Annotated in this window: 22 protein-coding genes and 1 pseudogene; 8 read left to right on the forward strand and 15 right to left on the reverse strand. The window is 41.9% G+C overall.

Going from position 1 to position 26,493, the window contains the following annotated elements:
• Positions 1 to 703: 703 nt before the first annotated feature.
• Complete coding sequence (locus tag BMZ06_RS01505; RefSeq protein ID WP_089749443.1) at positions 704 to 1,549, reverse strand: TetR/AcrR family transcriptional regulator; 846 nt, start codon at positions 1,547 to 1,549, stop codon at positions 704 to 706.
• A gap of 114 nt (positions 1,550 to 1,663) precedes the next feature.
• Here BMZ06_RS01505 and BMZ06_RS01510 point away from each other — a divergent pair.
• A pseudogene (locus BMZ06_RS01510) lies at positions 1,664 to 4,744 on the forward strand (efflux RND transporter permease subunit); the annotation flags it as partial.
• A 1,043-nt stretch (positions 4,745 to 5,787) separates the two neighbouring features.
• Here BMZ06_RS01510 and BMZ06_RS01515 read toward each other — a convergent pair.
• From BMZ06_RS01515 to BMZ06_RS01545, 7 genes are all read right to left on the reverse strand, one after another.
• Positions 5,788 to 6,447, reverse strand: a complete 660-nt coding sequence (locus BMZ06_RS01515) for an HAD family hydrolase (protein ID WP_089749446.1) — start codon at positions 6,445 to 6,447, stop codon at positions 5,788 to 5,790.
• Positions 6,448 to 6,503: 56 nt separating this feature from the next.
• The gene (locus BMZ06_RS01520) at positions 6,504 to 6,893 is read right to left on the reverse strand and encodes a hypothetical protein (protein ID WP_089749448.1); all 390 of its coding nucleotides are present in this window, start codon (positions 6,891 to 6,893) and stop codon (positions 6,504 to 6,506) included.
• A 37-nt stretch (positions 6,894 to 6,930) separates the two neighbouring features.
• Positions 6,931 to 7,299: a nuclear transport factor 2 family protein gene (locus BMZ06_RS01525; protein ID WP_089749450.1), complete on the reverse strand. Its 369-nt coding sequence runs from the start codon at positions 7,297 to 7,299 to the stop codon at positions 6,931 to 6,933.
• Positions 7,300 to 7,593: 294 nt separating this feature from the next.
• Positions 7,594 to 8,574, reverse strand: a complete 981-nt coding sequence (locus BMZ06_RS01530; RefSeq protein ID WP_089749451.1) for a siderophore ABC transporter substrate-binding protein — start codon at positions 8,572 to 8,574, stop codon at positions 7,594 to 7,596.
• Between the two features lie 18 nt (positions 8,575 to 8,592).
• Entirely contained in the window at positions 8,593 to 9,348 is a 756-nt protein-coding gene (locus BMZ06_RS01535) for an iron ABC transporter ATP-binding protein (protein WP_089749453.1), read from the reverse strand.
• Positions 9,342 to 10,292 carry an iron chelate uptake ABC transporter family permease subunit gene (locus tag BMZ06_RS01540; RefSeq protein WP_089749455.1) on the reverse strand — a complete coding sequence of 317 codons (951 nt, stop codon included), beginning with the start codon at positions 10,290 to 10,292 and terminating at the stop codon, positions 9,342 to 9,344. The genes BMZ06_RS01535 and BMZ06_RS01540 overlap by 7 nt, the downstream gene beginning before the upstream one ends.
• Complete coding sequence (locus tag BMZ06_RS01545; protein WP_089749457.1) at positions 10,285 to 11,235, reverse strand: ABC transporter permease; 951 nt, start codon at positions 11,233 to 11,235, stop codon at positions 10,285 to 10,287. Before BMZ06_RS01545 ends, BMZ06_RS01540 begins: the two co-directional genes overlap by 8 nt.
• A 476-nt stretch (positions 11,236 to 11,711) precedes the next feature.
• Between BMZ06_RS01545 and BMZ06_RS01550 the strand changes: the two genes are divergently transcribed.
• On the forward strand, positions 11,712 to 12,050 hold the full coding sequence (locus BMZ06_RS01550) for a hypothetical protein (RefSeq protein WP_089749460.1): 339 nt from the start codon (positions 11,712 to 11,714) through the stop codon (positions 12,048 to 12,050).
• A gap of 99 nt (positions 12,051 to 12,149) precedes the next feature.
• Here BMZ06_RS01550 and BMZ06_RS01555 read toward each other — a convergent pair whose 3' ends face one another.
• Together BMZ06_RS01555 and BMZ06_RS01560 are read right to left on the reverse strand one after the other, a co-directional pair.
• Complete coding sequence (locus tag BMZ06_RS01555) at positions 12,150 to 12,332, reverse strand: hypothetical protein (RefSeq protein WP_089749867.1); 183 nt, start codon at positions 12,330 to 12,332, stop codon at positions 12,150 to 12,152.
• Between the two features lie 41 nt (positions 12,333 to 12,373).
• Positions 12,374 to 12,553, reverse strand: coding sequence for a hypothetical protein (locus BMZ06_RS01560; protein ID WP_089749462.1), 180 nt, complete (start codon positions 12,551 to 12,553; stop codon positions 12,374 to 12,376).
• A gap of 349 nt (positions 12,554 to 12,902) precedes the next feature.
• On the opposite strand from BMZ06_RS01560, the gene BMZ06_RS01565 reads away from it, so the two are divergent.
• Both BMZ06_RS01565 and BMZ06_RS01570 read left to right on the forward strand, forming a co-directional pair.
• Positions 12,903 to 13,868, forward strand: a complete 966-nt coding sequence (locus tag BMZ06_RS01565; RefSeq protein WP_089749464.1) for an L-lactate dehydrogenase — start codon at positions 12,903 to 12,905, stop codon at positions 13,866 to 13,868.
• A 28-nt stretch (positions 13,869 to 13,896) separates the two neighbouring features.
• Positions 13,897 to 15,522, forward strand: coding sequence for an L-lactate permease (locus tag BMZ06_RS01570; protein ID WP_089749466.1), 1,626 nt, complete (start codon positions 13,897 to 13,899; stop codon positions 15,520 to 15,522).
• Positions 15,523 to 15,569: 47 nt separating this feature from the next.
• On the opposite strand, the gene BMZ06_RS01575 is transcribed toward BMZ06_RS01570, so the two are convergent.
• Complete coding sequence (locus tag BMZ06_RS01575) at positions 15,570 to 16,046, reverse strand: hypothetical protein (protein WP_089749468.1); 477 nt, start codon at positions 16,044 to 16,046, stop codon at positions 15,570 to 15,572.
• Positions 16,047 to 16,641: 595 nt separating this feature from the next.
• Here BMZ06_RS01575 and BMZ06_RS01580 point away from each other — a divergent pair.
• Both BMZ06_RS01580 and BMZ06_RS01585 read left to right on the forward strand, forming a co-directional pair.
• Entirely contained in the window at positions 16,642 to 17,928 is a 1,287-nt protein-coding gene (locus tag BMZ06_RS01580; protein ID WP_089749470.1) for a glycoside hydrolase family 68 protein, read from the forward strand.
• 70 nt (positions 17,929 to 17,998) lie between these two features.
• Positions 17,999 to 19,336 carry a glycoside hydrolase family 68 protein gene (locus BMZ06_RS01585; protein WP_089749472.1) on the forward strand — a complete coding sequence of 446 codons (1,338 nt, stop codon included), beginning with the start codon at positions 17,999 to 18,001 and terminating at the stop codon, positions 19,334 to 19,336.
• A 201-nt stretch (positions 19,337 to 19,537) separates the two neighbouring features.
• On the opposite strand, the gene BMZ06_RS01590 is transcribed toward BMZ06_RS01585, so the two are convergent.
• Positions 19,538 to 20,032 carry a lactoylglutathione lyase family protein gene (locus tag BMZ06_RS01590; protein ID WP_089749474.1) on the reverse strand — a complete coding sequence of 165 codons (495 nt, stop codon included), beginning with the start codon at positions 20,030 to 20,032 and terminating at the stop codon, positions 19,538 to 19,540.
• 122 nt (positions 20,033 to 20,154) lie between these two features.
• On the opposite strand from BMZ06_RS01590, the gene BMZ06_RS01595 reads away from it, so the two are divergent.
• Positions 20,155 to 20,490: a winged helix-turn-helix transcriptional regulator gene (locus tag BMZ06_RS01595; protein WP_089749476.1), complete on the forward strand. Its 336-nt coding sequence runs from the start codon at positions 20,155 to 20,157 to the stop codon at positions 20,488 to 20,490.
• Positions 20,491 to 20,591: 101 nt separating this feature from the next.
• Here BMZ06_RS01595 and BMZ06_RS01600 read toward each other — a convergent pair whose 3' ends face one another.
• Complete coding sequence (locus BMZ06_RS01600; RefSeq protein ID WP_089749479.1) at positions 20,592 to 22,550, reverse strand: PTS fructose transporter subunit IIABC; 1,959 nt, start codon at positions 22,548 to 22,550, stop codon at positions 20,592 to 20,594.
• Positions 22,551 to 22,647: 97 nt separating this feature from the next.
• Complete coding sequence (locus BMZ06_RS01605) at positions 22,648 to 24,558, reverse strand: BglG family transcription antiterminator (RefSeq protein ID WP_139205786.1); 1,911 nt, start codon at positions 24,556 to 24,558, stop codon at positions 22,648 to 22,650.
• A gap of 296 nt (positions 24,559 to 24,854) precedes the next feature.
• On the opposite strand from BMZ06_RS01605, the gene BMZ06_RS01610 reads away from it, so the two are divergent.
• Positions 24,855 to 25,412, forward strand: a complete 558-nt coding sequence (locus tag BMZ06_RS01610) for a hypothetical protein (RefSeq protein WP_089749483.1) — start codon at positions 24,855 to 24,857, stop codon at positions 25,410 to 25,412.
• Positions 25,413 to 25,517: 105 nt separating this feature from the next.
• On the opposite strand, the gene BMZ06_RS01615 is transcribed toward BMZ06_RS01610, so the two are convergent.
• Positions 25,518 to 25,958: a hypothetical protein gene (locus BMZ06_RS01615; RefSeq protein WP_089749485.1), complete on the reverse strand. Its 441-nt coding sequence runs from the start codon at positions 25,956 to 25,958 to the stop codon at positions 25,518 to 25,520.
• Positions 25,959 to 26,493: the final 535 nt, after the last annotated feature.

Here is a 26,493-nt window from a genome sequence, read left to right on the forward strand (position 1 = left end):
CACATCTTCCGTGGTCTTCACCCGCATGCCCGGGGTTCGACTTCTCCTTGTCCTGCATGCGCAGGGGCTCTTGACGAAGCGGCAGGATTCACTTGATGTTACGATCTGTTCGTTTGCTGATCCAGGGCTCTAACCTTAAGATTTCTCTACCAGTTACCTGTCAGCTACCGAGCGTCTTGGCACTTACTCGGATTGGACTTTCACCAATAAGCAATTAACGGCTTGCTAGGCACGCGGCATGTGGTGAGCTTCCTCGGGCTTAACAGCCCTGCGGGATCTCACCGATCATGTTCATCCCGCAGGAGTCTACTTCATCCCCCTCCGGACCTGGCCGAATAAGAAACTCGAAATCCACCAAAAATGCCTGCTAAAATTAACTGGAGAGCAAAAAAATATCTAGCTTATTTAAGTGTACAACCCTTGATATATAAGGGTTTAAGGCTGTTCCAAAACGATTATCTCTCTTATACAAGGGGCCGTTCACTCCTCCATCATAGGGTAGCGGAGGAAACAAGGAGGCTCCCGCGGGAGAAGGAGCTAGGCGAGACCCCACAGGGAGTGTCAACGACCGAGGAGGCTTGCCAGTTCCCCCGCAGGAAAGCGAGTTGTTTCCGCAGCCAGCCTCCTCAAATTTTGGGCAACAGACCAAAGATATCTCGAAACTGAGTCTTCAAGTATCCGGCCCTTTAGCGTAATAAGTTTTTTAAATAAAATAGGCTCTTAGTTTAGAAGCTAAATCTAAATACCCTTCATGTTTTTCAAGATTAGAAGCCATTCCTTTGACCACCGCTACACGCGGAGACGTGCGTTCCAATTCAAGAGTGAGAACTTCAGCTGTATCTATAATATCCTGTTCCGCTTCTGACACAGTGACTTCTTTTAACTCGCGAATGAGCTCATCCAGTTGTGAAAGGCTGAAGTCATCAGGAGCCATTTGCTCGATGATCTCCTCCGTGATGACGGGGGCATCCTTGTTTTCCATAATCCCCTTCATCATGTAATCCACCTTCGTGACAATAGAGTCAGCTACTTCTAAAAAGTTAAATTCAACGTTATCGACGATGATTAAATCAATATAATTACTGACTAAGCTTTGAGTGATTAAGCTTCCTTCCCAGGCATATGTCTCCGCTTCTTTTCCGTAAATGGAGACCAAATGATTTTTATAAAATAAATACGAATGGTAGCGCATCTTTTTAATAAATTGCTCGATATTTTCATTAAAAGGAATAACCTGCTCACGGATCTGCATAATAATGAATTCCCTGTGATTCGCTACCTCCTCTATTGTAATTTTCAGCTGCTGGACTAATTTTTCACTCGGCTCAAGCGGCTCCGAAGAAACCTCGTTGACCCGACGCTGCATTCTTCTCCAGTAATGCTCAAACAATTCATATAACAACTCATCCTTAGACTTAAAATGAAGGTAAAAAGCGCCTTTTGATATATTGCATTCTTTTGCAATCTCCTGCACGGAGGTAGAGCTGAAACCTTTTCTTGCAAATAGTTTGATCGCTTGCTCTATAATATTCTTTTTCTTTGGATCCATATTGATCGTAACCCTTTCTATACGTTCAGAGTTTGGTTCTTGACTTATGACCAGTCAGTCATGTATATTTTAGACCAGGTTGACCGAGTGGTCAAATTGAAAGGAGAGGAACAAATGAAGCAGATTATAAATTTTTCCATGAACAACAAATTCGCTGTGTGGTTAATCACGATCATTATAACAGCAGCAGGTTTGTATTCAGGATTAAACATGAAACTGGAAACCATTCCAGACATTGATCCACCCATTGTTACCGTAACCACCACGTATCCGGGAGCAACTCCCGAAGAGGTAGCAGATGAAATTTCAGAACCGCTGGAGCAGCAGGTAGAAAATCTGAACGGAGTCAAGACCGTCAGTTCATCTTCCTTCCAGAATGCTTCAAGTTTACAGCTTGAATACAGCTATAGTAAAGATTTAGATGAAGCTGAGGATGAACTGCAAGAAGCGGTTGATTCCTTCACGCTTCCTGAAGCCGCTCAGCAACCCGAAGTATCCCGGGTGAACTTTAATGCATTCCCGGTTATAAGTATGAGCGTACTTAACGAAAACGGTAGCTTAGAAGATTTAACCACCACCGTTAACGATACCATCGTTCCAGAGCTGGAAGGATTGGAAGGAGTCGCTGATGTTCAAGTTTCCGGTCAGCAGGTTCAGGAAGTTCAAATGAACTTTGATGAAGAAGCCTTGCAGGAAAATGGACTTGATCAGGAAACCGTGACCAATTATATCCAGGGAGCAGATGTTGCTTTCCCATTAGGCTTATACACGTTTGATGACACGAAAAAATCGGTCGTTATGGATGGAAACGTTACGAATCTAGAAGACTTAAAGAATCTTGAAATACCAATCACCCCTTCCCAGAACGGACAAGGCGCCGGTCAGCAAGGTTCAGGGCAGTCAACTCAGGAGAGTGTCCCTACGGTTCCATTGTCTGAAGTGGCCAATCTCGAGATTGTAGCCCAGACGGATTCCATCTCCAGAACAAATGGAGAAGAATCCATCTCTATACAAATCGTAAAATCCCAGGAAGCGAACACAGTTGACGTAGTTAACCTTGTGAAAGATCAAGCTTCCGAGTTTGAAGAAGACATCAATGGAATAGAATTCGTTTATTCCTTTGACCAGGGTGAACCGATTGAAGAATCTGTCAGCACGATGTTAAATAAAGCTCTCTTTGGAGGACTATTTGCAGTTGCTGTCATTCTATTGTTCTTAAGAAACTTCCGAACAACGATTATTTCCGTTATCTCAATCCCACTATCCTTGTTTATCGCTCTTATTGTGTTAAATCAAATGGGCATTACGTTAAACATTATGACTCTCGGTGCGATGACAGTAGCCATAGGGAGAGTAGTGGATGACTCTATTGTGGTTGTCGAGAATATTTACCGGCGGATGTCGCTGACCGATGAAAAACTGGAAGGAAAAGACCTGATACGATCCGCTACGAAGGAAATGTTTATGCCGATCCTTTCCTCTACGATCGTAACGATTGCCGTCTTCCTGCCGTTAGGATTAGTTGAAGGCGTCGTAGGCCAAATCTTCCTTCCTTTTGCCTTAACGGTTGTATTTGCCTTACTTGCATCTCTGGTGGTTGCGGTCACCATTGTGCCGATGCTGTCTCACAGTCTATTAAATAAGAAGCAGGCAGCTAAGGGTCATAAAGAAGGTCCCGGAAGAATGGCTAAAGGCTATAAGAAAGTATTAAACAGTGTATTAAATCACAAAATCATTACTTCCCTGGCCGCTGTGGTTATTCTGGCTGGAAGTATTGCCTTAATCCCGCTGGTAGGAGTAAGCTTCCTTCCTTCTGAAGAGCAGAAAATGGTCATGCCAACATATAGCCCAGCGCCAGGCCAGACCGTAGAAGATGTGGAAGGAATTGCGGATAATGCTTATCAATATTTCGCTGATCGTGAAGACGTCGAAAATATCCAGTATTCCGTGGGTGGAGAAAATCCAATGAACCCCGGTGCCTCTAACCAGGCGGCATTTTTCGTAGAGTATAACGAAGATACGGAGAACTTTTCTGATGAGAAACAACAGGTTATGGATGATCTGAAGGAAATGACCGATCGCGGAGACTGGAGTAACCAGGACTTCTCATCAACCGGTTCCAGCAGTGATATTCAAGTCCAGATATTCGGAGATTCTACTGAGGAAATCAAGCCTTATGTAGAAGAAGTGACACAGATTCTAAACGACCAGGAAGACCTGTCGGATGCTGAATCAAGCTTATCTGAATCCTATGAAGAATATACGCTTGTAGCCAATCCTGACGAGCTTAGCAGCCTCGGACTCACAGCCGGTCAGGTTGGTCAGACGCTGAGTCCGAATCGCGAACGTCCGGAAGTGACCACCGTGCAGCAGGACGGAGAAGAGCTGCAGGTTTATCTGGAAATTGAGAACGACAGCTATGAAAGCATTGATGAACTGACAAATGAAGAAATTCAGACGCCGCTCGGTCAGACCGTGCAGGTAGATGATATTGCAGAAGTGGAAGAAGGCACTACAGAAGATACGATCAGCCGACAAGGCGGTCAGGTCTATGCGAGTGTAAGCGCGACATCTTCTTCCGATGACATCGGCTCGATTTCTGCCGACGTGCAGGAAGAGATTGATAGCATTGACCACCCGTCCTCTGTTGATCTATCCATTGGCGGAGTGACCGAGGATATCAATGAATCCTTCAGTCAGCTGGGTCTCGCCATGATCGCAGCGATTGCCATCGTTTATTTGGTACTCGTCATCTTCTTTGGCGGAGCGTTAGCCCCTCTTGCGATTCTATTTGCCCTGCCGTTTACCATTATCGGCGCAGTATTAGGACTGCTTGTCGGCGGCGAAACGCTGAGTATCTCAGCAATGATTGGCGGGCTCATGCTGATCGGAATTGTAGTCACGAATGGTATCGTATTAATCGACCGGGTGATCCAGCGCGAAAAAGAAGGATTTACAACTCGTGAAGCTCTTCTTGACGCGGGAACTACCCGATTACGTCCGATCCTTATGACTGCCCTAGCGACGATTGGTGCTTTACTGCCGCTCGCATTAGGATTAGAAGGCGGATCTATTATTAGTAAAGGTCTCGGATTAACGGTTATCGGTGGTCTCGCAAGTTCGACGCTGCTGACTCTGTTAATTGTTCCCGTAGTCTATGAACTGCTTTCTAAAATAGGCAGAAAGAGACGAACTAAAGTAGAAGACAAAATAGGAAAGGCCTCTCCTTCTTTTGATCGCGACAACGTTTACCAGGATGAACTGGCTGCAACGAGTCATAAGAATGGAGAATCTCAAAACCATATTTTAAACAAAGCTGAACACCTTTTTATCCAAAAAGGATACACAGCTGTCACCATGGCCGAAGCAGCTCAACAAAGTGAAATGAAGGAACAAGAATTGAACGGTTTCTTCACGACGAAGTTTAGTTTACTTTCAGGCTTGATGGACCATAGTCAGAAAGCTCTGAACCAGGAGTTGGCAGAGATCAATAAGGACGACAAGCTAACACCGTCTGAAAAGATCTACCACCAGATTGAAGCCCGCATCAAACGAGGTCTGTGGCTGCGTAAAATGGTTCATCAACCTGCTGATGCTGAGGCTATTGATATGGCCCTTGTGAAATTCAACGACAAAACCTTTATTGATCATCAGCAATTGCTTATCGCAAGTGTCTATGATCAAGCGGAGAAATCCTATTCAATGGATGCAGCCGTTATGCTGAATGGTTTGACCAAGGAATATGTGAAACAATTCATGGTGATAGATTCGAACGTTGACTCCTCCCACGTCACTTCGTTCTTAATGGAGTGTCTGGATGGGTATATGACTCAGTTGAACCAGAGTAATCAGGATCCAATTCTGACCTGGGCTAATATGAGTACAACAGATGAAGACAACCAGAATTTCAATTTGACCAGGTTAAGTATTAAGCAGCTGAGAGAAATGGTGCCTCACCTTAATCTTAGTGAAGAGAATCAGCATAAACTTCTCTCCACTCTGGATTCTGTGGAAGAAGAGGTTAATACTACCTCTCCGAATAAAAAAGCAATTAAATGGATGCTAAGTTATCTGACTACGATTAATAGTCCGGTCATCCGCGGCTACGTGGACCAGATGCTGGGTGATACCAGAAGTAAATAAGTAGTTTTTGAGTGTAGCTGAATACAAGAAATCAAATTCACCCCTGACCAATCAGGGGTGGATTTTTTCATTTTCACTGGGACCGCAGTTTATGCTTAGTTATGCAGGATGAGCCCAGGTATCTCTGCTAAACCATCAATCACATCATCCGCCTCTGCTCCATTCCATTGTTCGTTCCTTTTCCAGATCCCTTTCATTCCAAGCTCGCGGGCTGCTTTTACATCATTATCGGGGTGATCTCCTATAAACACACAATCTTCAGGCGATATCTTAAGCCTCTCTGCTGCTCTTTTAAAAATGGTAGGGTCAGGTTTCTTAACTCCTTCCCAATCCGATATAAGAATAGTATCTATATATCGATCAATTTCCAACGCTCTGATGTTATCCATTTGAAACTGCCCTTTTCCATTGGTAATCATTCCAATGAGGAAGTGGTTTTGTTTTAGTTCCTTTAACGTTTCTAAGAGATCGGGAAATGGCACACAACTGTCCTTAAAGAAGTACAAGTAATCTTCGAGTAACTCATGTAACGAAATCTCTTCAATTTCAAATTCCTTCATTAGTTGTTCAAATACCTCGTCTTTCCAAACATATCCATGGTCATCCAGTTCAATAAATCTTTGTATGTATTCTTCTTTAGGGATATGGCGCAGCCACTTATTCAATCGATCGTGCTGTTTAGATATAAAGATCTTCAAGGAGTCATCCCTGTTCAATAACGTTCCATCTAAATCAAAAATAATAGCTTTAATCATAAGAATTCCCTCCTATGAACCACGATCTTAATACAGGTCCCATAAAGGAATACCCCTTATCGGCTGTAACCTAAAAACAATTCAAAAATGGCATAGTTATAAATGAAAAAAAGAACTAAACCTATAATACTTGCAAAGATTTGCCTGTACCTTCTGCCTTCCTTTCCTTTAAACCAATAAATTAAAGTAAAGATGATAATAGCAAACCCAGGAATTAAATAGAGCCACATAATCGTATCTACTAACACCGAATTCTTTTCCCAATAGGTTACGGACTCTAAGTCATAATTGGATTTAATTCTTTCCCTGAGGATCACAAAAACCAGGGTAAGGATCAGGAAATATGCGTAACCTGTATATGTGATAAAGTTTGGAAATACCGAAGCCATATATAAGGAATAAAAAACAACCACCATCAATGGAAGCAAAACAAAGTATTCAAGCACAGCTGTCTTCCCTCCCCTTTTAAAGCTTAGTATCGAATCACGTTAAATCTTTCACTTGTAACTGAGTTATCGTCCCTTGATGAAAATACAACTGCCATCTGTCATCTATAAATTTCCAAATAGAGCTCCTAAGTGTATTCCTTTTTCTTGTGTGATCTTCGATGAAGTAAGTGGATAGGACAACATCTTCAGCTAATTGTTGAATGGCATAGTTGTGCAGGGTCATTTGTGATAATACTACTCCAAGATCCAGACAATCTTTTTTATCATACATAATGCCTGAACTGCCGATTTCCCAAAAGTCATCAGCCAATAGTTTATCGAGTTCCACCGGAGATTCTCTTACTTTAAGGCTTACATGCGCTTCCTCTAACTCTCTTATATGTGTTTTTAAAGAATCGGTCATGAATTTTCTCCTTTACTCCCTTTCGCCAGGCAGATCTGGGCTTAAATAATTCCTCTCATTCCTTTCTTTTCAATAATAACAGGTTAAAATCCTTCTTCTTCCACCTGGGCAATACGCTGATCCCGCCCATCACGAGAGGCGCTCAAAACCAAAAAACCAAAAAACCAAAAAAACCCACCTCAGGTCATCCAGAATCTGGATGACCTGAGGTGGGTTTATAAAGGGGATCGTAGGAAGGAATCTTCCAAACTCCTATTTGTGCTTCTATGAGTAAAAGAACACTGGTTTAGGGCGTTACTCTTGAATCGCTGTCTTTATTTCTTCCGCCATCTTACCTACTGGAGGAAGCCCGCTGGACAGATACCAAATTTCAGGATCCAAGTAGAAAATGTTCTCGTCCTGAGCAGCGTTTGTACCATTAACAAGCTCATTATCCAGCACTTCACTAGCTGCGGATTCCCCGCCCACTACCTGATCGCGGTCAATCACGAACAGATAGTCCGGATTTTGCTTTGAAATATACTCAAAAGAAATTTCCATCCCGTGGGTGGAAGCTTCAATTTCTTCCGTTACGGGGATTACTCCAAACACGTCATGAATGATACCAAAGCGTGAGCCTTTTCCGTAAGCACTCAACTTCCCGCCAGAAGACAGAACAACCAAGCCTTTCTTATCAGAATTTTGAGCTATATCCTGAACGGAGGTTGCAGTTTCTTCAAATTGATTGATCTTTTCTTCCACTTCTGTTTCTTTTCCAAAAATTTCACCAATGGTCTGGAGACCATTCTTATACGACTCCTCCAGCTTTTCCGTGTCAGTACTAATATAAACAGTCGGAGCGATATCACTCAAATCCTCATAAGCCTCGCCCTGACGTCCAGCCATAATAATTACATCAGGATCCATCTCATGAATGGCTTCAAAATCCGGTTCCTTCAAGGAGCCTATGTTCGTGTATTCTTCGCTGTCATATTGGGACAGGTAAGAAGGAAGGGTGCCTTTAGCCACTCCTTCTACGGAGATGCCCAAGTCATCCAGATGAGACAGCGTTCCATAATTAAATACCGCTACCTTCTCAGGGTTTTTCGGCACCTCGGTTGTTCCAAGCTCATGCTCTACACTGACAGTTTGGCTTGACTCATCACTAGCTTCACTTTCTTGTTCACTGGATTCATTACTATTATCTGACGCTGAAGCATCTTCAGAATTATTTCCACACGCGGCTAGAAACATCATGAAACACGCTAATACGATAAACCATATACTTTTTTTCATTTTCTCCACATCCTTTGATTAAAAATAAATACAGATTCGCTTTCCATCAATCAACTGCACAGGAATCTCCATATCGTACACGTCCCGCAGCACCTCGGTCGTAATCATTTCTTCCGTAGAGCCTTCTCTCACGATCTCGCCATTTTTCAAAGCGACGATGTGATCGGAATAGCAGGAAGCAAAGTTAATATCATGGATAACGATAACGACCGTTTTTCCTAACTCTTCTACCATCTTTCGCAAAGCCTTCATAATTTGAACGGAATGTTTCATGTCTAAGTTATTGAGCGGTTCATCCAGCAGCACATACTCGGTATCCTGGGCGATAATCATCGCAATATAAGCCCGCTGCAATTGGCCGCCGCTTAATTCATCAATGTAACGGTTCTCTAGTTCTTCAAGTTCCATGTACTGAATCGCCTGGTCGACCTGGTGCTCGTCTTCCTTAGTTAGAGTGCCTTGAGAATAAGGGAAGCGGCCAAAGCCGACTAAATCACGGACAGAAATACGAATATTAATTTGATTGGATTGTTTTAAAATAGAAAGCTCTTTGGCCAGCGCATTGGGCTTATAGCTTTGAATCTCCTGTCCGTCCAGCAGGATCTCTCCCTCGTCCCGGGAAATAAGACGGCTTACCATAGAGAGAAGCGTGCTCTTTCCTGCTCCGTTCGCCCCAATAAAGGAAGTCACCTTGCCTGGCTTTATATCGACGGATACATTTGATACGACTCTTGTCTTTCCATAAACTTTCGAAACATCTTTTACCTCTACCACGAGCGATTCTCCTTTAATAATAAGTAAAGAAAATAGATTCCTCCGGCTAAGTTAATGATCACACTGATGGGAATAGAAAATTCAAACAGCCGCTCGACGATTAACTGACCGCCTACAAGGGTGACAATACTCAGCAGGATAGCCCCTCCGATTAAATAGGAGTGCTTATACGTGCGGAACAATTCATGAGCAAGATTCGCGACCAGAAGACCGAGAAATGTGATCGGCCCGACCAGTGCTGTGGCGACTGAAACGAGGATCGCAATAATGATGAGCCACTGCTGGGCGATTCGGTCAAAAGGAACACCGAGGTTAACGGCCTGATCTTTTCCAAGCGACATTACGTTTAAATATTTCAACAGCTTCTTAGCCCACAGGCTTACTAGAAGAACCAATAGAAAAGATAGAACTAGTAAATCCTCATTCACATTATTAAAACTTGCAAACATGCTGTCCTGAACCAGGGTGAACTCATTTGGATCGATAAGCAGCTGCAAAAAGGAGGAAATGCTTGAGAAGAACGTTCCAAATATAATTCCTATTAGAAGCAGGAAATAGATATTACGGCCTTCTATCCGAAACACTAACTTAAACAGAAGAACAGCAAAGACTACCATAAGGCCCACGGAAATAACAAAATGAACTCCACTATCCATGAGCGCGAGCTCCTTGCCGCCAAAGAAAAACACGATAGCCGTCTGAATCAGCATATATAATGAATCCAGCCCAATCAGACTCGGCGTTAAAATCCGGTTATTCGTGATCGTCTGAAAAATAACCGTTGAAAAAGCAATGCACCCTGCCGTTAATACGATAGCCGCAACTTTCGTGAACCTTCTTGGCAGCACATAATCAAATGACGAACCAAGGTCCCAGAATAGGAACAAGAGAATAAAGGCAATTGATAGACCACTCAGCAGGATCACTTTAGATGAATTACGCATATCTTCCCCTCCTTATTAACAAATAGAGGAAGATTCCACTGCCGAGGACTCCGACCATAAGACCAATGGAGACTTCATAAGGGAAGATGATGATTCTTCCAAGAATGTCACATACTAATACGAACAAAGCACCAAGCAGGGCTGTATGGAGGAGGTTTTTCTTCAAATTGTCACCTTGATAAATTGAAACGATATTGGGAATAATCAAGCCTAAAAAAGGCAGCATTCCAACGGTCAGAATGACTACGGATGAAACAAAAGCAGCAATGATTAAGCCGATATTCACGACTTGCTGATAATTAAGCCCAAGGTTCTTCGCAAAGTCCTCTCCCATTCCAGCAATCGTAAACCGGTTAGCAAACAGGTAAGCCAGAAGTAAGGCTGGAATGCTGAAGTAAAGCAGCTCATATCTCCCTTTGAGAATCATCGAAAAATCCCCTTGCAGCCACGATCCGACACTTTGAATTAAGTCAAATTTGTAAGCCATGAAGGTAGTAATGGATCCGACTATGCTGCCAAACATCAAACCAACGAGTGGTATGAAAATCGTATCTTTAAATTTAATTCGTTTTAACAATTGCATAAATACAAAGGTGCCTGCCAGCGCGAACAAAAAAGCAATCGACATCTTCAAGAGCATTCCGGCACTTGGAAAAAAGATAAGGGCAACGAGAACGCCAAGCTTAGCCGAATCCATCGTTCCCGCAGTGGTAGGTGAAACGAATTTATTTCGGGTAAGCTGCTGCATAATAAACCCAATAACGCCCATGCTCATCCCAGCGATAAGAACACTGAGAAGTCTCGGAATTCTGCTGATAAATAAAATATCGAGTTGATGTTCGGTCAGCTCCCCTATGTCCAGGATGGAAAGGTCAGAGACTCCTAGAAATAGAGATAGTATAGATAAAGCACCTAATAAAATCAGTAAGTATAAAACCTTCATATGACTTGCTTCTTAATTAATCTAAATTCTTCCGCGATCATCGCGAAAGATAATCATTATCAATTAAAAAAGGTTGAACCTCCCCTCTGCCGTATGCTGAAACTTATTATATCGATAATGAGATTCATTATCAATTGTTTTTTGGTTTTTTTTACCCCTAGACAAGTACAGATTGCATCTCTTCCATCATCATGGAATTAATCCCCCATCTTTGACACCTTTTCCAAATGGCTAACTTTCAGGCAATCGAGATAGGAACAGAATATATAAACACGTAGAAAAGAATCGTAACAACGAAGCAGCTATTCTAGTAAAAATGAATCATACTTTCAAAAAAACTATCGGACAATTATCATCCACATTCAACCACTATGTAACGCAATCTGTAACTTTTTATCGCTCAAAACCTACTAATTACTACAACCAGTAAAGTATTATAGAGTTAGGTGATTAGCTTGAAAGCAGGAGGAGAAAATATGAGGAGATTAGCAGTGTACTTCGCCTTTCTTCTAATAGTAACTGGGTGTTATCCAGGCGCAAATGAAGGTGGACATCTATCAAGAAGCCAGGTGTTAAACCTGAACCCGGACGCTGATTTAATAGAGTTGGAAGATGGCGATGTTTATACTCAAGGAGCTGAATGGGTAAAAGAAAAAGGGTATCAAAAAGGAGAAAAATTAGGAGAAGTAAAAAAAGGAATGGCCACGAAAGCACCTGTGGGAGCGGATATCTATAAGACTAAAGAGAACTCGCCTGTGATCATAGTAGAATATAACGGATTATCAAAGATGTACTTACTAGCCATGGGAGAGTAAAAGGTAACAGAAGAAACACAGCGTAAAGGGGGATCACGATGACAGCGTTTCAAAACAAAACCACACCTCTCTTATCGGCTAACCAAACGCCGGATCAAACTACCCTTTCACTCTTCTACGTGCCCGAAACTCTGTCCCAAAGAAGACGCAGGCAACCAGGAATAACAGATTGGAAAGCATTAGAACAATTCCATTCCAATTTCCGTCAAAAAGTGTGACATTCACCAGGGTCATTCCATGCATAAGAAAAACAACCATAAACAAAATTACATAGGTTTTCAAAAAAACACCTCCCTCATAATCATCGCTCGCTATTAGAAACATTAATGCTCTTCCTTCTCTAATTCGCCGTTGTGATGATCTAACTTTTTTATTTCAAGCTCTATCTTCTTTTCTTCAAATTCCAGTTCTTTCTCTTTAAGGTCATTGTCTATTTTTTTGACATATCCATAATAGATAAGAGAAAAACCAACAATGATCGTAATATAGAAGAACAAATTCATTTGTTACGCCCCCCTGATTACATAGCTTTTATAACCGTCCCCTCATTTACTTTCGATCTTTCCATTCATCTATCTTTACGATTTGATTCCAGTATTGGTTGCAAAAAGAACAAAGATATCATAAATAAATCCTTATGAAGGCCGTGTGTCCCTTTCCATTAAATCCGAGTTTACCAAGTCCAGAATAATTTGTGAACAAAATGTGAACAAGAAAACGCTTGCATTTTATTAATAGAATTACTTTGTGAAAAAATTCACAAAACCTATTGATTCGATAAGCAGAATATTGCACAATAAGCATGTGATATATTTCACAATCATTCACAGATACCATTTAGGAGGAATTCATATGACTAGAGAACGAGTAAACCGTGTTGCACTTATTGGAGCAGGATCTGTAGGAAGCAGTTATGCATTTGCTATGTTGAACCAATCTATTACGGAAGAGTTCGTGATTATCGATTTGAACGAAGATAAAGCTATGGGAGATGCGATGGATTTGAACCACGGTAAGGTCTTTGCTCCAAATCCAACCAAAACTTGGTACGGTCAGTATTCAGACTGTAAAGATGCCGATATTGTTTGTATTTGTGCAGGAGCAAATCAGAAACCTGGGGAAACTCGACTGGATCTTGTGAAAAAGAATCTGACTATTTTTAAAGGCATCGTCGATGATGTCATGGCGAGCGGCTTCAACGGAATCTTCTTAGTTGCTACGAACCCAGTGGATATTCTGACGTATGCGACTTGGAAATTCAGTGGTCTGCCGAAAGAGCGCGTGATCGGAAGTGGAACAATTCTGGATTCTGGCCGATTCCGTTTTCTATTAGGAGAATACTTTGACGTAGCCCCTTCTAATGTTCACGCCAATATCATTGGAGAACATGGAGATACGGAGCTACCAGTATGGAGCCATGCATCTATCGGCGGGGTACCTGTATTTGAATTAATGGAACGTCATCAAGAATATGACATGGAAGACCTTGATGAGATTTTCACCAATGTTCGTGATGCAGCTTACCATATCATCGAGAAGAAAGGCGCAACCTATTACGGGATTGCCATGGGACTAACACGTATTTCAAAAGCGATTCTAAATAATGAGAACAGTATTTTAACCGTAAGTGCTTATTTAAATGGAGAATACAACGCGGAGGATGTTTATATTGGAGTACCTGCTGTTATCAACCGCACAGGCATTCGGAATATCGTGGAAGTCAGCTTAAACGAAAAAGAACAAAGCCAGTTCGATCACAGCGCTAAGGTTCTTAAAGAAATCTTAGATGCCAATTTCGAAAACCAGCCAACAACCTAGATTAGTCATAGAAAAGAGTTGATCGCCCGTGTGGTTACAGCAGTATGATCCGTTTGGGAATGTATTTATTAGTGCGCTGATCGCAGCTTTACCCATCTTTTTCTTCTTTCTAGCGCTGACACGCTTTAGAATGAAGGGAATCTTAGCCGCTTTTCTAACCCTTGGACTAAGTATTCTCGTATCCGTTATATTTTTTGACATGCCGATTGTAAAAGCAGTTTCTGCTTCCCTGCACGGCGTAGCTAATGGACTATGGCCGATCGGTTACATCGTCATCATGGCGGTCTGGCTCTACAAAATCGCCGTTCGCACCGGGAAATTTAGAGTAATTCGCTCAAGTATTGCGAACATCTCCGAGGATCAGCGTTTACAGCTATTACTAATTGGTTTCAGCTTTAACGCCTTTCTGGAAGGTGCGGCCGGGTTCGGTGTACCGATTGCCATCAGTGCCGCTCTTCTTGTAGAGCTTGGATTTCGTCCCCTGAAAGCAGCGGCCTTATGCTTGATCGCAAACGCTGCTTCTGGAGCATTTGGCGCCATCGGGATTCCTGTTATTGTAGGAGCACAGATGGGTAATTTGGAAACAATGGAGCTTTCCCGGACACTCGCTTACATTCTCCCGCTGATTTCCTTCGCTATTCCATTTTTGCTCGTGTTCATTTTAAGCGGAGTAAAAGGAATCAAAGAAACCTTGCCTGCGTTGTTCGTCGTCAGCGGAATTTATACAGGAACGCAAATCTTTACCATCTTATTCCTGGGACCTGAGCTAGCGAACATTCTTGCTGCGCTGACTAGTATGGCTGGACTTGCTTTATTCTTAAGAAAATGGCAGCCCAAAAACATTCACCGGGAAGAAAACGCTCCAGATGTTCAACTGAATGAATCTTACAGCATCAAAGACATCATTAAAGCCTGGTCACCATTTTACATTTTAACGGCAACCATCACGGTTTGGAGCCTGCCTTCCTTTAAAGCTCTATTCAGTGAAGGCGGCCTTTTAGAGAGAACAACGGCCTTCATACCTGTTCCTTTTCTTCATCAGCAAATTCAGAAAGCACCGCCCATCGCTCCAGATACGGTAGCTTTAGATGCACTTTTTAAACTAGACTTAATATCTGCAACAGGAACCGCCATATTAGTGGCCGTACTCCTTACTGGATTATTCAGTTCAGCGATCACCCTGCCGCAAGGGATGGACTCTTTAAAATTAACCATCCAGGATTTATGGATTCCCGTTTTGACCATTTGTTTCGTCATGGGTTTCGCGAACTTATCTAACTTCGCTGGTTTGAGTTCTTCCATTGGACTAGCTTTAGCGAAAACCGGCGCCCTATTTCCTCTATTCAGTCCTATTCTAGGCTGGCTCGGTGTGTTCATAACAGGTTCTGTCGTCAGTAACAACGCCTTGTTTGGCCATTTACAGGTGGTCACTGGGAATCAAATCATGGCAAACCCGGCGCTTTTACTTGCAGCCAATACGGCCGGCGGAGTGATGGCCAAGCTGATCTCCCCTCAATCTATTGCGATTGCAACAGCGGCGGTAAAACAAACAGGACAGGAGTCTACGTTGTTTAAAATGACACTGAAGTACAGCTTAGGGTTATTAATCGTTGTTTGTCTTATCACGTTCTTACTATCTATGATAGGAATTTAATAGATTCTTTTCACCACCCGTTTTTATACGGGTGGTGTTGTCTGGGGTCAATATGATTCTTCTTCAGCTTTTGTATGCATTCGCTCACCGTATCGTTTACGAAATTCTTGAATGATTTTATCCGCATCGGTTTCGCTTACGTTTTCCAAATAAATTTCTTTATCGTCTCCGCTTTCCTTCCGAATGGTAAGCACATCCCCAACCTGCTGCACCCGTTTCACTTCCTCATCGGCCGCCCGCCATCTTGGGCCGGTAATCCCACGACGGATATCAATGACTTGCTCTTCGAAACGAATGTAATCCCGCTCCGGCATTTTCAAGTAATGGATCATCTGCAAGACACTGATCACCGTCATTACTCCAACTACATACACCAGGAAATCCACTACGCGGCCGTTACGGAACAAAATAAAAAATAGAACGATTACCTGCGCTAACCAATTGAAGAAAGCTCCCCTGGCTTTCTTTTTCCAAATGGATGAATTGCTATACTGGATGTTCCACTCACTGATCATCATTACCACTCATCAATTTTCTCCCCTTCTTCATTTCTATCCTGTCTCATCTTTTCAAGAATTGAGCTTTACATAATAAATGCTGAGTTGAATAGCATGAATCTCTCATCGTATTGAACTTATTTTCTCATATTTATTACTTATTTTGTTATTAAATGTAAAATAAAGCTTTGCCTACAAAAGTGAAGTCTTTAATGGTTGGCTTTGTTAAACTTCCGTGTTGATATTAAGGCTAAGGTCCCGTTTGTGTAAGACTCCGTTTTAAGCCTCTTTTAAAAATCAACCATAAACTTTAACAGAGTCTAATGGTTGAAAACAACAATTATGTATCTATTTCCCACTAGAATAATGTAGTAAAATATCATTATTTTCCCTAACAAATTGTAAACAAAAATAAACCATTCCTACTATCTTTAGCTCTTCAGGGTACCGTTTGCACGAAAAATGTTATACGCCTTCATTATTAATTTATCAGTTTAAATACGACTTTATGCTCCTTTTTCATTTGCTAAATCCCACCATTGACGGATGAAATTTCTATCCTTAAAGTTAGACTCGTGTTCCGGAGCACATACATCATCCAGTTCTACGAGGAGGTAATTGAATGAAACGCACTAAATCTTCTAAATTTTCTTTAACTAAATTAGTTTTAGCAACCGCTCTATTGGCAGGAACGTTTATCCAGCTTCCATCTCTAGTAAGCGCCGCCGAAACTACGGATACTCCAGTATGGTCACGTGAGGATGTCCAGGACTTTAACCTGACCGAAGATAACACCGCACCAAACATCGACTCTTTTACAGACATAGCTCCAGATTACTGGGTATGGGACACATGGCCTCTGCGTGATCGAGATGGCTCTATTGCAAAAATTAACGGGTATTACGTTACATTTGCACTTACAGCAAGCAAAGAACATACATGGAGCGGGCGTCACGATCATGCCGTTATCCGTTACTTCTATTCTAAGAATGGAAAAGACTGGACGATGGGCGAAGTTCCATACGACAAGGAAAAAGCACTTGGTTACCGTCAATGGGCTGGATCTGCCATGATGGAAAAAGACGGTACTATCCACTTATTTTATACCGCAACTGGCCGTAAAGACGAAGGCCCTACATTTGAACAACGCTTAGCGAAAACCACATTCGAAATGGATGCAAAAGGAAAATCTGGTATTACTGTTTCTAATAACGGCGATCACGTTATCCTGGCAGAAGCTGACGGAGAATACTACGAAACTCAAGAACAAAGAACAGGCGATATTCTATATTCCTTCCGTGATCCATGGTTCTTCCAGGATCCACAAACAGGTGAAGAATATATCATCTTCGAAGGAAACAGCGGCGGATTTGATAAAACGCTGGAAGATAAACACATCGGTGACATAAACGAAATCGTACCTGACGGAGCTGAGAATTACAACGGTAACATTGGTATTGCCAAAGCAACCAATGACGAGCTTACTGATTTCGAATTAATGGCTCCTCTTTTAGAAGCGAACGGCGTTAACCAACAGCTGGAACGTCCTCACATCGTAACTAAAGGAGACGATTACTACTTATTTACGATCTCTCACCAGTTTACATTCGCACCTGGTCTAGACGGACCGGATGGACTTTATGGCTTCAACGCTAATTCCCTATTCGGTGATTATGAGCCGCTGAACGACACAGGGCTTGTCGTAGCAAACCCTGAAGAAGATCCTTTCCAGGCTTACTCCTGGGCAGTTCTTCCACACGGTCAAGTCATTTCTTTCGTAAACGAATTTCATGATGAAGATGGGAATTTCCAACAAGGCGGTTCTTTCGCTCCGACGCTTCGAATCAACCTTAAAGGCGATACGACAGAAATCACAAATGTTATGCGCGAAGGTGAAATCCACGGTTAATACACAAAACACATGGGAGAAGCTAGTTTATAAGCTGGCTTCTTTCTTTCAAAATAAGGAGGGTACACCTATGCCAATGAAACAAAGAGTGCTGCGAACGATTTTGGCAACGACGACGCTAGCATCGTTCAGTCTGGGATCTGCGCAGTTTGCTTCTGCGGAAGAACAAACTCAGCAAACGTCCAACTGGACCATTGAAGATGCTTCTCAAATTGAACGAACAGATGATAATACAGCCCCATACATTGAGCCTGATTTCGAAAAGATTGCTCCTGAATTGCACGTGTGGGATACATGGCCATTGCGTAACAAAGATGGTTCAATTGCTAAAGTCAACGGGAACTATGTCATCTTCTCTCTTACGGCTTCCGCTGACCTCTTACCAGGGAAGCGCCATGATGTAGCTACGATCCGCTATTTCTATTCTAAGAATGGACAAGACTGGACACTCGGTGGAAAAGCTTTCGAAACCGAAGAAGCGTACGGGGCTAGACAATGGGCTGGCTCAGCTATGATCGAAGACGGCGAATTGAACCTGTTCTACACAGCAACCGGACGTAAAGGCGAAGAAAATGTATCCTATGAGCAGCGCCTTGCTCTTGCTAAAGGAGATATCCAGGCAAACGCTCATGATGTTTCTTTCTCTAACTTCGACCATTCTATTATTCTTGAGCCTGAAGGCGAATACTATCAAACAGAAGAGCAATCGAATCAAGGTGATATCTCTTATGCCTTCCGTGATCCATGGTTCTTCGAAGATCCTAAGACGGGCAAAGATTATATCCTGTTTGAAGGAAATTCTGCAGGTACACCTGTCGAGAGAAGTTTAGATCCTGCTTACATCGGCAGTGAATCTTTCCAAAACGACTACGAGCTCGAAATGGAAGATTTCGCTAAACTATTCAATGGCAGCATAGGGATTGCCAAAGCAACAAACGACGAATACACAGAATACGAAGCACTCCCTCCACTATTAGAAGCGAACTATGTAAACCAGGAACTAGAGCGTCCTCACATTGTGACAAAAGGAAACCAGTATTACCTGTTTACTAATACGCATGAACATAAATTCGGTCCTGGCGTAGACGGACCTGATGGTCTATATGGTTTCTCTTCTGATCAACTGCTGGGTGAATATGAACCCTTGAATGACAGCGGTCTAGTACTGGCAAACCCAGAGGACAATGCTTATCAAGCGTATTCCTGGATGGTTCTGCCTAATGGAAAAGTGATTAGCTTCTACAACTTCCACGACCTTGACGGCAGGAATATTGCAGATTTAGGAGCTACATCACCTGAGTACCAGATGAATCATTTTGGCGGTACGCTCGCCCCGACGATTAAACTAGCGATTCAAAACGACTCAACTAAAGTCCTGAATGCTGGTAAGCCTGGGAAAATCAAATAACACTAAAAAAAGAAATGCCTATCCAAGGCATTTCTTTTTATATATATGTTTCATTTAAAATGATCATCTTGCAATCTTTTAAGGTACAATATGCTTTCACATTACTAGTAGGTAGGCTAACACTATCTCCCTTAGTGTAAATTATAAAAAGCCTTATTTCCTATTCATATATCCATCTTACCTCCTTCAAAGAATTCCTCTTTAATAAGCACCCTCTGAGTAGGTTAATTCGTAACTATGCGTGTAGATCTCAAAAATGTTACCAAACGGATCTTCTACATACACCATCTTGAACGGCTTCTCCCCAGGATAATATTCGCGGATCGGCATACGCTGTTTCCCGCCATGCTGTTTTATTTTTTCCACCATTCCTTCGATGTCCGGATCCTGAATACAGAAATGGAAGATCCCCGTTTTCCAGTATTCAAAATTATTGTCCGGCTGCTCGTTTTCCGGAAATTCAAATAGTTCAATACCGATCCGGTCTCCAGTTGATAAATGGGCAATTCTAAATTCGTCCCAATCACTGCCGAAGACGTCACGGCACATTTGGCCAATCGGTGTTTCATCATTTTTCACCTCTGAAGGCTCCATAATGACATACCAGCCAAATACATCTGTATAAAATTGAACCGCTTCATCCAGATTAGGTACGGATAATCCTATATGAGAAAATGCTCTCGGATAAGTGTGCATATTATCGTTCCTCCTCATTTCTTTTTTGGTACAACATCCATTATAATTTTTAGTAATAGACGATGTAAGTATGCACTTTTTAGTGAGACACTTACTAAAAAGTAAGGAAGGACGGTTTAAAAATGGATGCTCCAATGGATAAGGACGGTAAATTGAAATGTTCGATCGAATACACGCTGAAGAAAATAGGCGGTAAGTGGAAAACGGTCATCTTATGGCACCTAAATGTAGATGGAACTCTTCGGTACAATGCCTTAAGAAGATTGCTTCCCGGCGTCTCGCATAAAATCTTAAGTCAGCAGCTTAAAGAGCTTGAGGAGGATAATTTTATTCAACGCGTACAGTTTAACAGTATCCCTCCCAAAGTAGAGTACTCGATTACAGACTTCGGTAAGACGCTGATGCCGATTCTTGAGCAGATGCACATGTGGGGGACGGAACATGGGACCTTAGAATAAGTCGTCCTATCTTCCACTTAATAAGTTGGAATCTTTGATGAATACATGGAAAGGCACAGGGAACCCCCCCCTGTGCCTTTCCCGTGATTTTTTTGATCAAGCTACTGTATGGTTTTCAAAAGTTTATAAGCTTCTTCTTTCGTCGTACAGTTCATAAGTTGTTCTCGATAAGAGTCATCCATTAATTTTCTGGAAAGCATCTGTAATATTTTCAGATGATCTTCTCCTTCTCTATCCTTAGGAACAGCGATCATGAATATCAGTTTTGCTTCAGATCCATCCATACTGTTCCAATCTACACCTTCACGTTTGATACCAAACATTACTGCGGGTTTCGTAACAGCTTCGGACTTCCCATGAGGTATCGCAATTCCCATCCCGAGACCTGTACTGCTTTCAGCTTCCCGGTTTAATATAGCTTCCTTGAACTTTTCGCGTGATTTCAGCGCACCCTGGTTCGCCAGTGTTTGAATCATTTCATCCACGACCTCATCACGCGTCTGCCCGTTCAAATCAATATCGATTAACTCCGGGGTCGTAATATCTGTTAATTGAGTGATCGAAGGCTTCTCCTCCAGTTCTTCCTCTTTTAGTACGACCGTTTCCTGTTCATGAGTCTCTTCTTTATCTGTTGCGGCAGCCATGGAACCGGCCGGAGCACCTGCGACAGCTACATCCTTTTTCAATGCATTGACCATAAACGCCGTAATCACCACACCAATAATTGCAGCAACGAAAAACATAAGTACGTTATCCACCGCTCCAAGTACAGCCACAATTGGACCTCCATGGGCTACTCGATCCCCTACACTACTCAGCATCGCTATAACCGAACCTGCCATCGATCCCACTACTATACTTGGAATTACGCGTAATGGATCCTGTGCAGCAAACGGGATTGCCCCTTCGGTGATACCAAAGAGTCCCATAGTGAAAGAAGCTTTTCCGGTCTCACGTTCAGCAGGCTGGTACTTCTTCTTGTTAAGGAAAGTAGCGAGCCCCATGCCTAGAGGAGGAATACAAATGGCAACAGCAATCGGTCCCATGATGCCGTAGTTTCCTTCTGCAATCATCGCTGCCCCGAATAAGAAAGCCACTTTGTTAAAAGGCCCTCCCATATCTACTGCAATCATGCCGCCCAATATTAGAGCTAGTACGATAGAACTTGTTCCTTGCATACCTTCCAGCCACTGCGTTAATCCTTCAAAAATTGCTGCGACTGGCGCACCAATAACAAAGATAAACAGTAACCCAACAATTAATGAGGCAATCACTGGAATGAAGATAATAGGCATAACTGGTTGTATAGCCTGTGGAACTTTAATCTTTTTAATACCTAGTACTACATAACCAGCTAAGAAACCAGCAATAATACCGCCTATAAATCCTGCTCCTGCTTCACTTCCATAAAAACTTCCATTGGCAGCAATATACCCACCGATGATACCAGGCGCAAGACCGGGCCGATCAGCTATACTCACAGCTATAAAACCAGCTAAAATAGGTACCATAAAGCTGAAGGAAGCCGCTCCGAGACTCTCAATCTGTTTCCAGAACGAATCTTCCGGAATTTTTAAGCCTCCAGGAGTCTGTTCTCCCCCAACTGCCAGGGCAATCGCAATTAGCAACCCACCAACCACGATAAAAGGAATCATATAAGAAACGCCGTTCATCAAATGTTTATAAATGGGATTCTCTTTATCCTTTTTCTTCTGCTTAACGGTTTCTGCAGATGGCATCGAACCTTTGTAAACGGATACATTTCCTTCCATAATACGCTCGATTAACTCCTTCGGCTGACGTATCCCTTCCTGCACGCCGACTACGATGAGAGGCTTTCCTCCAAAACGCTCTTTTGTAACTTCTTTATCACTAGCAATAATGATTCCATCAGCTTCAGCTATATCCTTCTCCGTTAATTCATTTTCCACACCAATAGATCCTTGTGTTTCAACTTTAATATCCACACCCATTTCTTCAGCTGCTTTCTGCAGATTCTCAGCAGCCATGTATGTATGCGCAATTCCAACAGGACAAGCTGTTACGGCTAAAACTTTCATAATTACTCCCCCTTTTGTCCTTTTCTAAGTTCATTTTAATACTAAGAACCCATAAAAAAATCATTTATTTTTACCGGACTTCCGGCAAAATAAATGATTATTTCAAAACCTGCTTTAAATCTTCCAGATCCGCGGCTTCTATAATCTCCTGGACCAATTCAGGCTTGGAACTTATCCGAGAAATGATATGCATCACCGAGCGAATCTTTGTTTGATCTTCTTTGGAAATCGCTAATAGAAAGACAACGGAAACACGTTCGTTTCCCCATTCGATCGGTTCTTTTAATACTGCTGTAGAAACGTTAGACTCATAGACCTCTCCCGGGGGAGCATGAGGGATAGCTATACCTCCCCCTATCGCTGTAGAAGAAGTTCGCTCTCGCATAACCGCCCGCTGGGGAAAGATCTGTGAAACCAGCTTTTTTTCTACAAGTTCTCGCCCAAGCATCTCAATGACTTGATACCGGTGCATTGGTTCAACTTCGAAGTGAGACGTGCCGCTGTTCAACCATTGCCATAAGTCACTGGAGATTAAAGGTTTTTGCGCATCTTTCTGAAGAAACTGGTCTAGTTTTTTACGATCTTCTGCTTTTAGTAATGGAGAAATGACAAGGGTAGGTATTCTCTGCTCCCCAAGGTCTCTCGTCGATAAAATAAAATCTATGGATGCATTTTTCAATTTTCCATCTAAATCACGGACTCCGATACAATCGACAATTTCCATTCCTTTGTAAGACTGCTCCAGTTTGGCCTGCAGCAGGTGAGACATCCCTACGCCAAGTTCACATACAATCAATACCTTCTTCTTGATATCCCGTTTCTTCTGCAGACGCTCGACAGAAGCCTGGAAATGGAGGACCAAATAAGCCGCTTCATCTTCAGGGATCACAATGGAATACGTCTTGTTCACTTCCTCAAGGGCCATTACCATCATGCTGAACATATAAGGATACATTTTTTTAATTTCATTTAGCATAGGGTTCCGAATGGACAGCCCGTGACGTACGCGGTGAATGGTTGAAGAAAGGTGAACATTTAAGCCGTCCATAAGAATCGGATCATTCCTGAAATTCGTCATGGTCATAATTTGAAGCTGTGCCGTTAGTTGATTTACAACTTCACTCATCAATCGATCAGTATCGGTATCCCGCTTAGTCAATAAATCTTGATGGGAAAAGCTCATGAGGTGCCATGTGAAATAAACTTTTTCAGATTGAGGAAGCTCAAGCTTCATTACGTTCTTAATCGAGGTTAAGAAGTTTTCGGTCATTTGGTACTCCTGGGAGCTCTTCGCTTGATCGATTTCTTCCTCTGTTAGAACCATAGAAGCAGATTGTCTCACCCTTTTCATCATGACAAGCGCGTGGATCGTTAAGCTTTCAACTTCATCATCCGCCAGTTCCCATGCCCACTGCTTTAACATCCTCGTGATGGACTGACGAACGAGGTCTGTCTCGTACTTCGGAAACAATTGTAAAATATACTCTGTTGAATTATCCGCTTCTGTAACCAGTTCAGGCAGGTGAGCCAGAGCATTCCTTTTATCGAGCTCCTTACCTTGAATCGTACTGCCCAGACGCTGTTTAGATATGATTTCAAGCCCGAAGGAATAGAGCCATTTGGACAAAGTCACCATATCATTCCTAATCTCTGCAGGTGTTGCAAAATAAGAATCTGCTAATCCCTGCAATGTTAGTGGCTTTTCTTCTACAAGTAAGCGATACCCGATTTCCAAAAGCCGATCATGTTCATTATTCCAGTCAAATCGATATAGCTCATGGAATACTTTCCTTTTATCCTCTTCACTGATGGAAATATGCAATCCAATGCCAGGTTTACGGCTGAGTTCGGCATTTCCATGTACTGATAAAAACTGTTCGATAACTTTCAAATCATTGCGAATCGTTTTTTCTGAACAGTCAAGTTCATCAGCGAGATACTGTACGCGGATCGATTCTGTTGTATGAAGCAATAGTTTCTGAATTAATTTTGTCTGTCTCTTATTCAATCCATACACCTCTATCTTTATGAAACCACTTTCATTCTATCTTATATCGGCTTACTGTCAATCAGCTGAGGATTTCATCCGAGAGAGATTATAAATCAAAGAATTCTTAATTATTCACGAAAAAGGTTTAAATAGCTAGATGAATTTTAAGCTTCGTCCATCAATCCTGATGTATTTTTCAGAAGTAATAACTATATATTCTGGTTTAAATGGTTATAAGAAAGGCTAAATAATTTGAAGAAAAAAACATTGGATCGTTCTTAAATACAATATAGTTTGTTGAAAGGAGAAAAACGTTGAAAAAACTTGTTTATATAATTCTACTAATGTTATTAGCGGCCTGTCAGCCCGGGGAAACGGAAACTTCTAATTCAAACTCTAATTCCAGTGAATCAGAAAGCGAAAGCAAACAAGCTTTAGAAGAAAAGCCGAGCGTAACCTTTACATATAAAGGGGAAGAAATTGAAGCGAATAGTATACGCCAGTGTTTTGCCCCTGACTGTTCGGAGAATTCTGCCACCGTCGACCAGATGAACCATAAGGAGATGGCGGAAGGATTGGAACCTACTCAAGTAGAGGATGGGGAGAAAATCCAAGTTCATATTGATGGTAAACAGCCCACTCAGACTCATTTGTCCAGATATTATGGGACAACGATTGAAGGGGGAACATTGGAAGAAAATGAAATAACGATCCATAGCGCTAGTAAAGATGAACGTAAAGAAAGCTTTTTTGTAAGATTGGATTGGTATAATGAGAATCAAGAATTCCTTGGTTCAGTTTCCAAAGCTTTTATAGTGAATGTAGATGGAATATCCTCTGAAAAAATTGATAAACAGGATCCCAATCATTGATGGTTGGGTTCCTGTTTATATTGTAAGGTTCATTCGAAAAGCTTTATTCTTCCTACAAATTTTCGTCTGGAAACACTAGTTCTCTAGGAAGCATTCGGCCACCCGTCACTTACTCATTTTGCTCTCTAGCCTCAAATAATCTCTTGTTTTATGTAATTCAACCTCATGCTTGTTGGCAAACTCCGTTAAATAATCAAAAGCTGTTGGAGGATAGAGTTCAACTAAACGAATTTTTCTTCCGTTCTTAACATCTATCATCACAGCCCTTTTAACCCACATTTGTCGGACAAAGCTGATTTGACTGATATCCCCGGGCGATAGTTTTCTTGAATGAATTGATTTTTTAAAGAATAAAAGTCGGTACACCACTTGCTCTTGATCTATTTCGAATTTAAATCGAAACGCACTGAATAATACCAAAAGTAATAAAATGATGGCAAATGATAGTATGGAATATCCATAAATATCGGTCAGTATATTCCATAGGAGGATAAGCCCAAAGACACCAAACATAGATAAACGTTCTGATCTAACATTAAATTCCATATACCATCCCTCTTGCACCGCATAATTTCTTCAACCTTAACCTATCTACCTGCCCTATTTGAAACGAAAACTACAAATGCTTATCGCTTAACCACCATAATGGAAATTTCTTTAAACAAAAGCTGATTTCCGTTTATCGTGAGGTTCACTCACGAGGCAGCCTGGTCGGAAAAAACAATAGATACTCTTGACCAAAATCATTGTCGAAACGGATTATTTCCTGGGAAATTTTCACGACTTTGGCAGACAAGTAACTCATTTGAATGATGGCTTCTCTCTCGATACTCTTATGCTATGAACGATCCAGGTCACTAAAGGTAAAATAGGAATAAGGTAAAATAGCGTCGTAACCTGCAATAAATAACCAACTATGAAAGGTAGACTGGCGCTGATGGCTAAACCAAAAGAGAAATTTATTCTAGTAAACAATAAGCCTAAAGCAATACTACATAGACTGATTACGACGAAAGCAAACAGTACTATCACCACGCCCATTCTTCCCACCACCTTTCTTGAGCACGAAAGACGTTCTAAC

This window comes from Halobacillus alkaliphilus (assembly GCF_900113125.1).
Classification (GTDB): domain Bacteria; phylum Bacillota; class Bacilli; order Bacillales; family Halobacillaceae; genus Halobacillus; species Halobacillus alkaliphilus.

Excerpts from the sequence above, each read along its gene's own strand:
- BMZ06_RS01505 (WP_089749443.1), bottom strand. The coding sequence starts at position 1,549 with ATGGATCCAAAGAAAAAGAATATTATAGAGCAAGCGATCAAACTATTT.
- BMZ06_RS01515 (WP_089749446.1), bottom strand. The coding sequence starts at position 6,447 with ATGATTAAAGCTATTATTTTTGATTTAGATGGAACGTTATTGAACAGG.
- BMZ06_RS01525 (WP_089749450.1), bottom strand. The coding sequence starts at position 7,299 with ATGACCGATTCTTTAAAAACACATATAAGAGAGTTAGAGGAAGCGCAT.
- BMZ06_RS01530 (WP_089749451.1), bottom strand. The coding sequence starts at position 8,574 with ATGAAAAAAAGTATATGGTTTATCGTATTAGCGTGTTTCATGATGTTT.
- BMZ06_RS01540 (WP_089749455.1), bottom strand. The coding sequence starts at position 10,292 with ATGCGTAATTCATCTAAAGTGATCCTGCTGAGTGGTCTATCAATTGCC.
- BMZ06_RS01545 (WP_089749457.1), bottom strand. The coding sequence starts at position 11,235 with ATGAAGGTTTTATACTTACTGATTTTATTAGGTGCTTTATCTATACTA.
- BMZ06_RS01550 (WP_089749460.1), top strand. The coding sequence starts at position 11,712 with ATGAGGAGATTAGCAGTGTACTTCGCCTTTCTTCTAATAGTAACTGGG.
- BMZ06_RS01560 (WP_089749462.1), bottom strand. The coding sequence starts at position 12,553 with ATGAATTTGTTCTTCTATATTACGATCATTGTTGGTTTTTCTCTTATC.
- BMZ06_RS01565 (WP_089749464.1), top strand. The coding sequence starts at position 12,903 with ATGACTAGAGAACGAGTAAACCGTGTTGCACTTATTGGAGCAGGATCT.
- BMZ06_RS01580 (WP_089749470.1), top strand. The coding sequence starts at position 16,642 with ATGAAACGCACTAAATCTTCTAAATTTTCTTTAACTAAATTAGTTTTA.
- BMZ06_RS01585 (WP_089749472.1), top strand. The coding sequence starts at position 17,999 with ATGCCAATGAAACAAAGAGTGCTGCGAACGATTTTGGCAACGACGACG.
- BMZ06_RS01590 (WP_089749474.1), bottom strand. The coding sequence starts at position 20,032 with ATGCACACTTATCCGAGAGCATTTTCTCATATAGGATTATCCGTACCT.
- BMZ06_RS01595 (WP_089749476.1), top strand. The coding sequence starts at position 20,155 with ATGGATGCTCCAATGGATAAGGACGGTAAATTGAAATGTTCGATCGAA.
- BMZ06_RS01600 (WP_089749479.1), bottom strand. The coding sequence starts at position 22,550 with ATGAAAGTTTTAGCCGTAACAGCTTGTCCTGTTGGAATTGCGCATACA.
- BMZ06_RS01615 (WP_089749485.1), bottom strand. The coding sequence starts at position 25,958 with ATGGAATTTAATGTTAGATCAGAACGTTTATCTATGTTTGGTGTCTTT.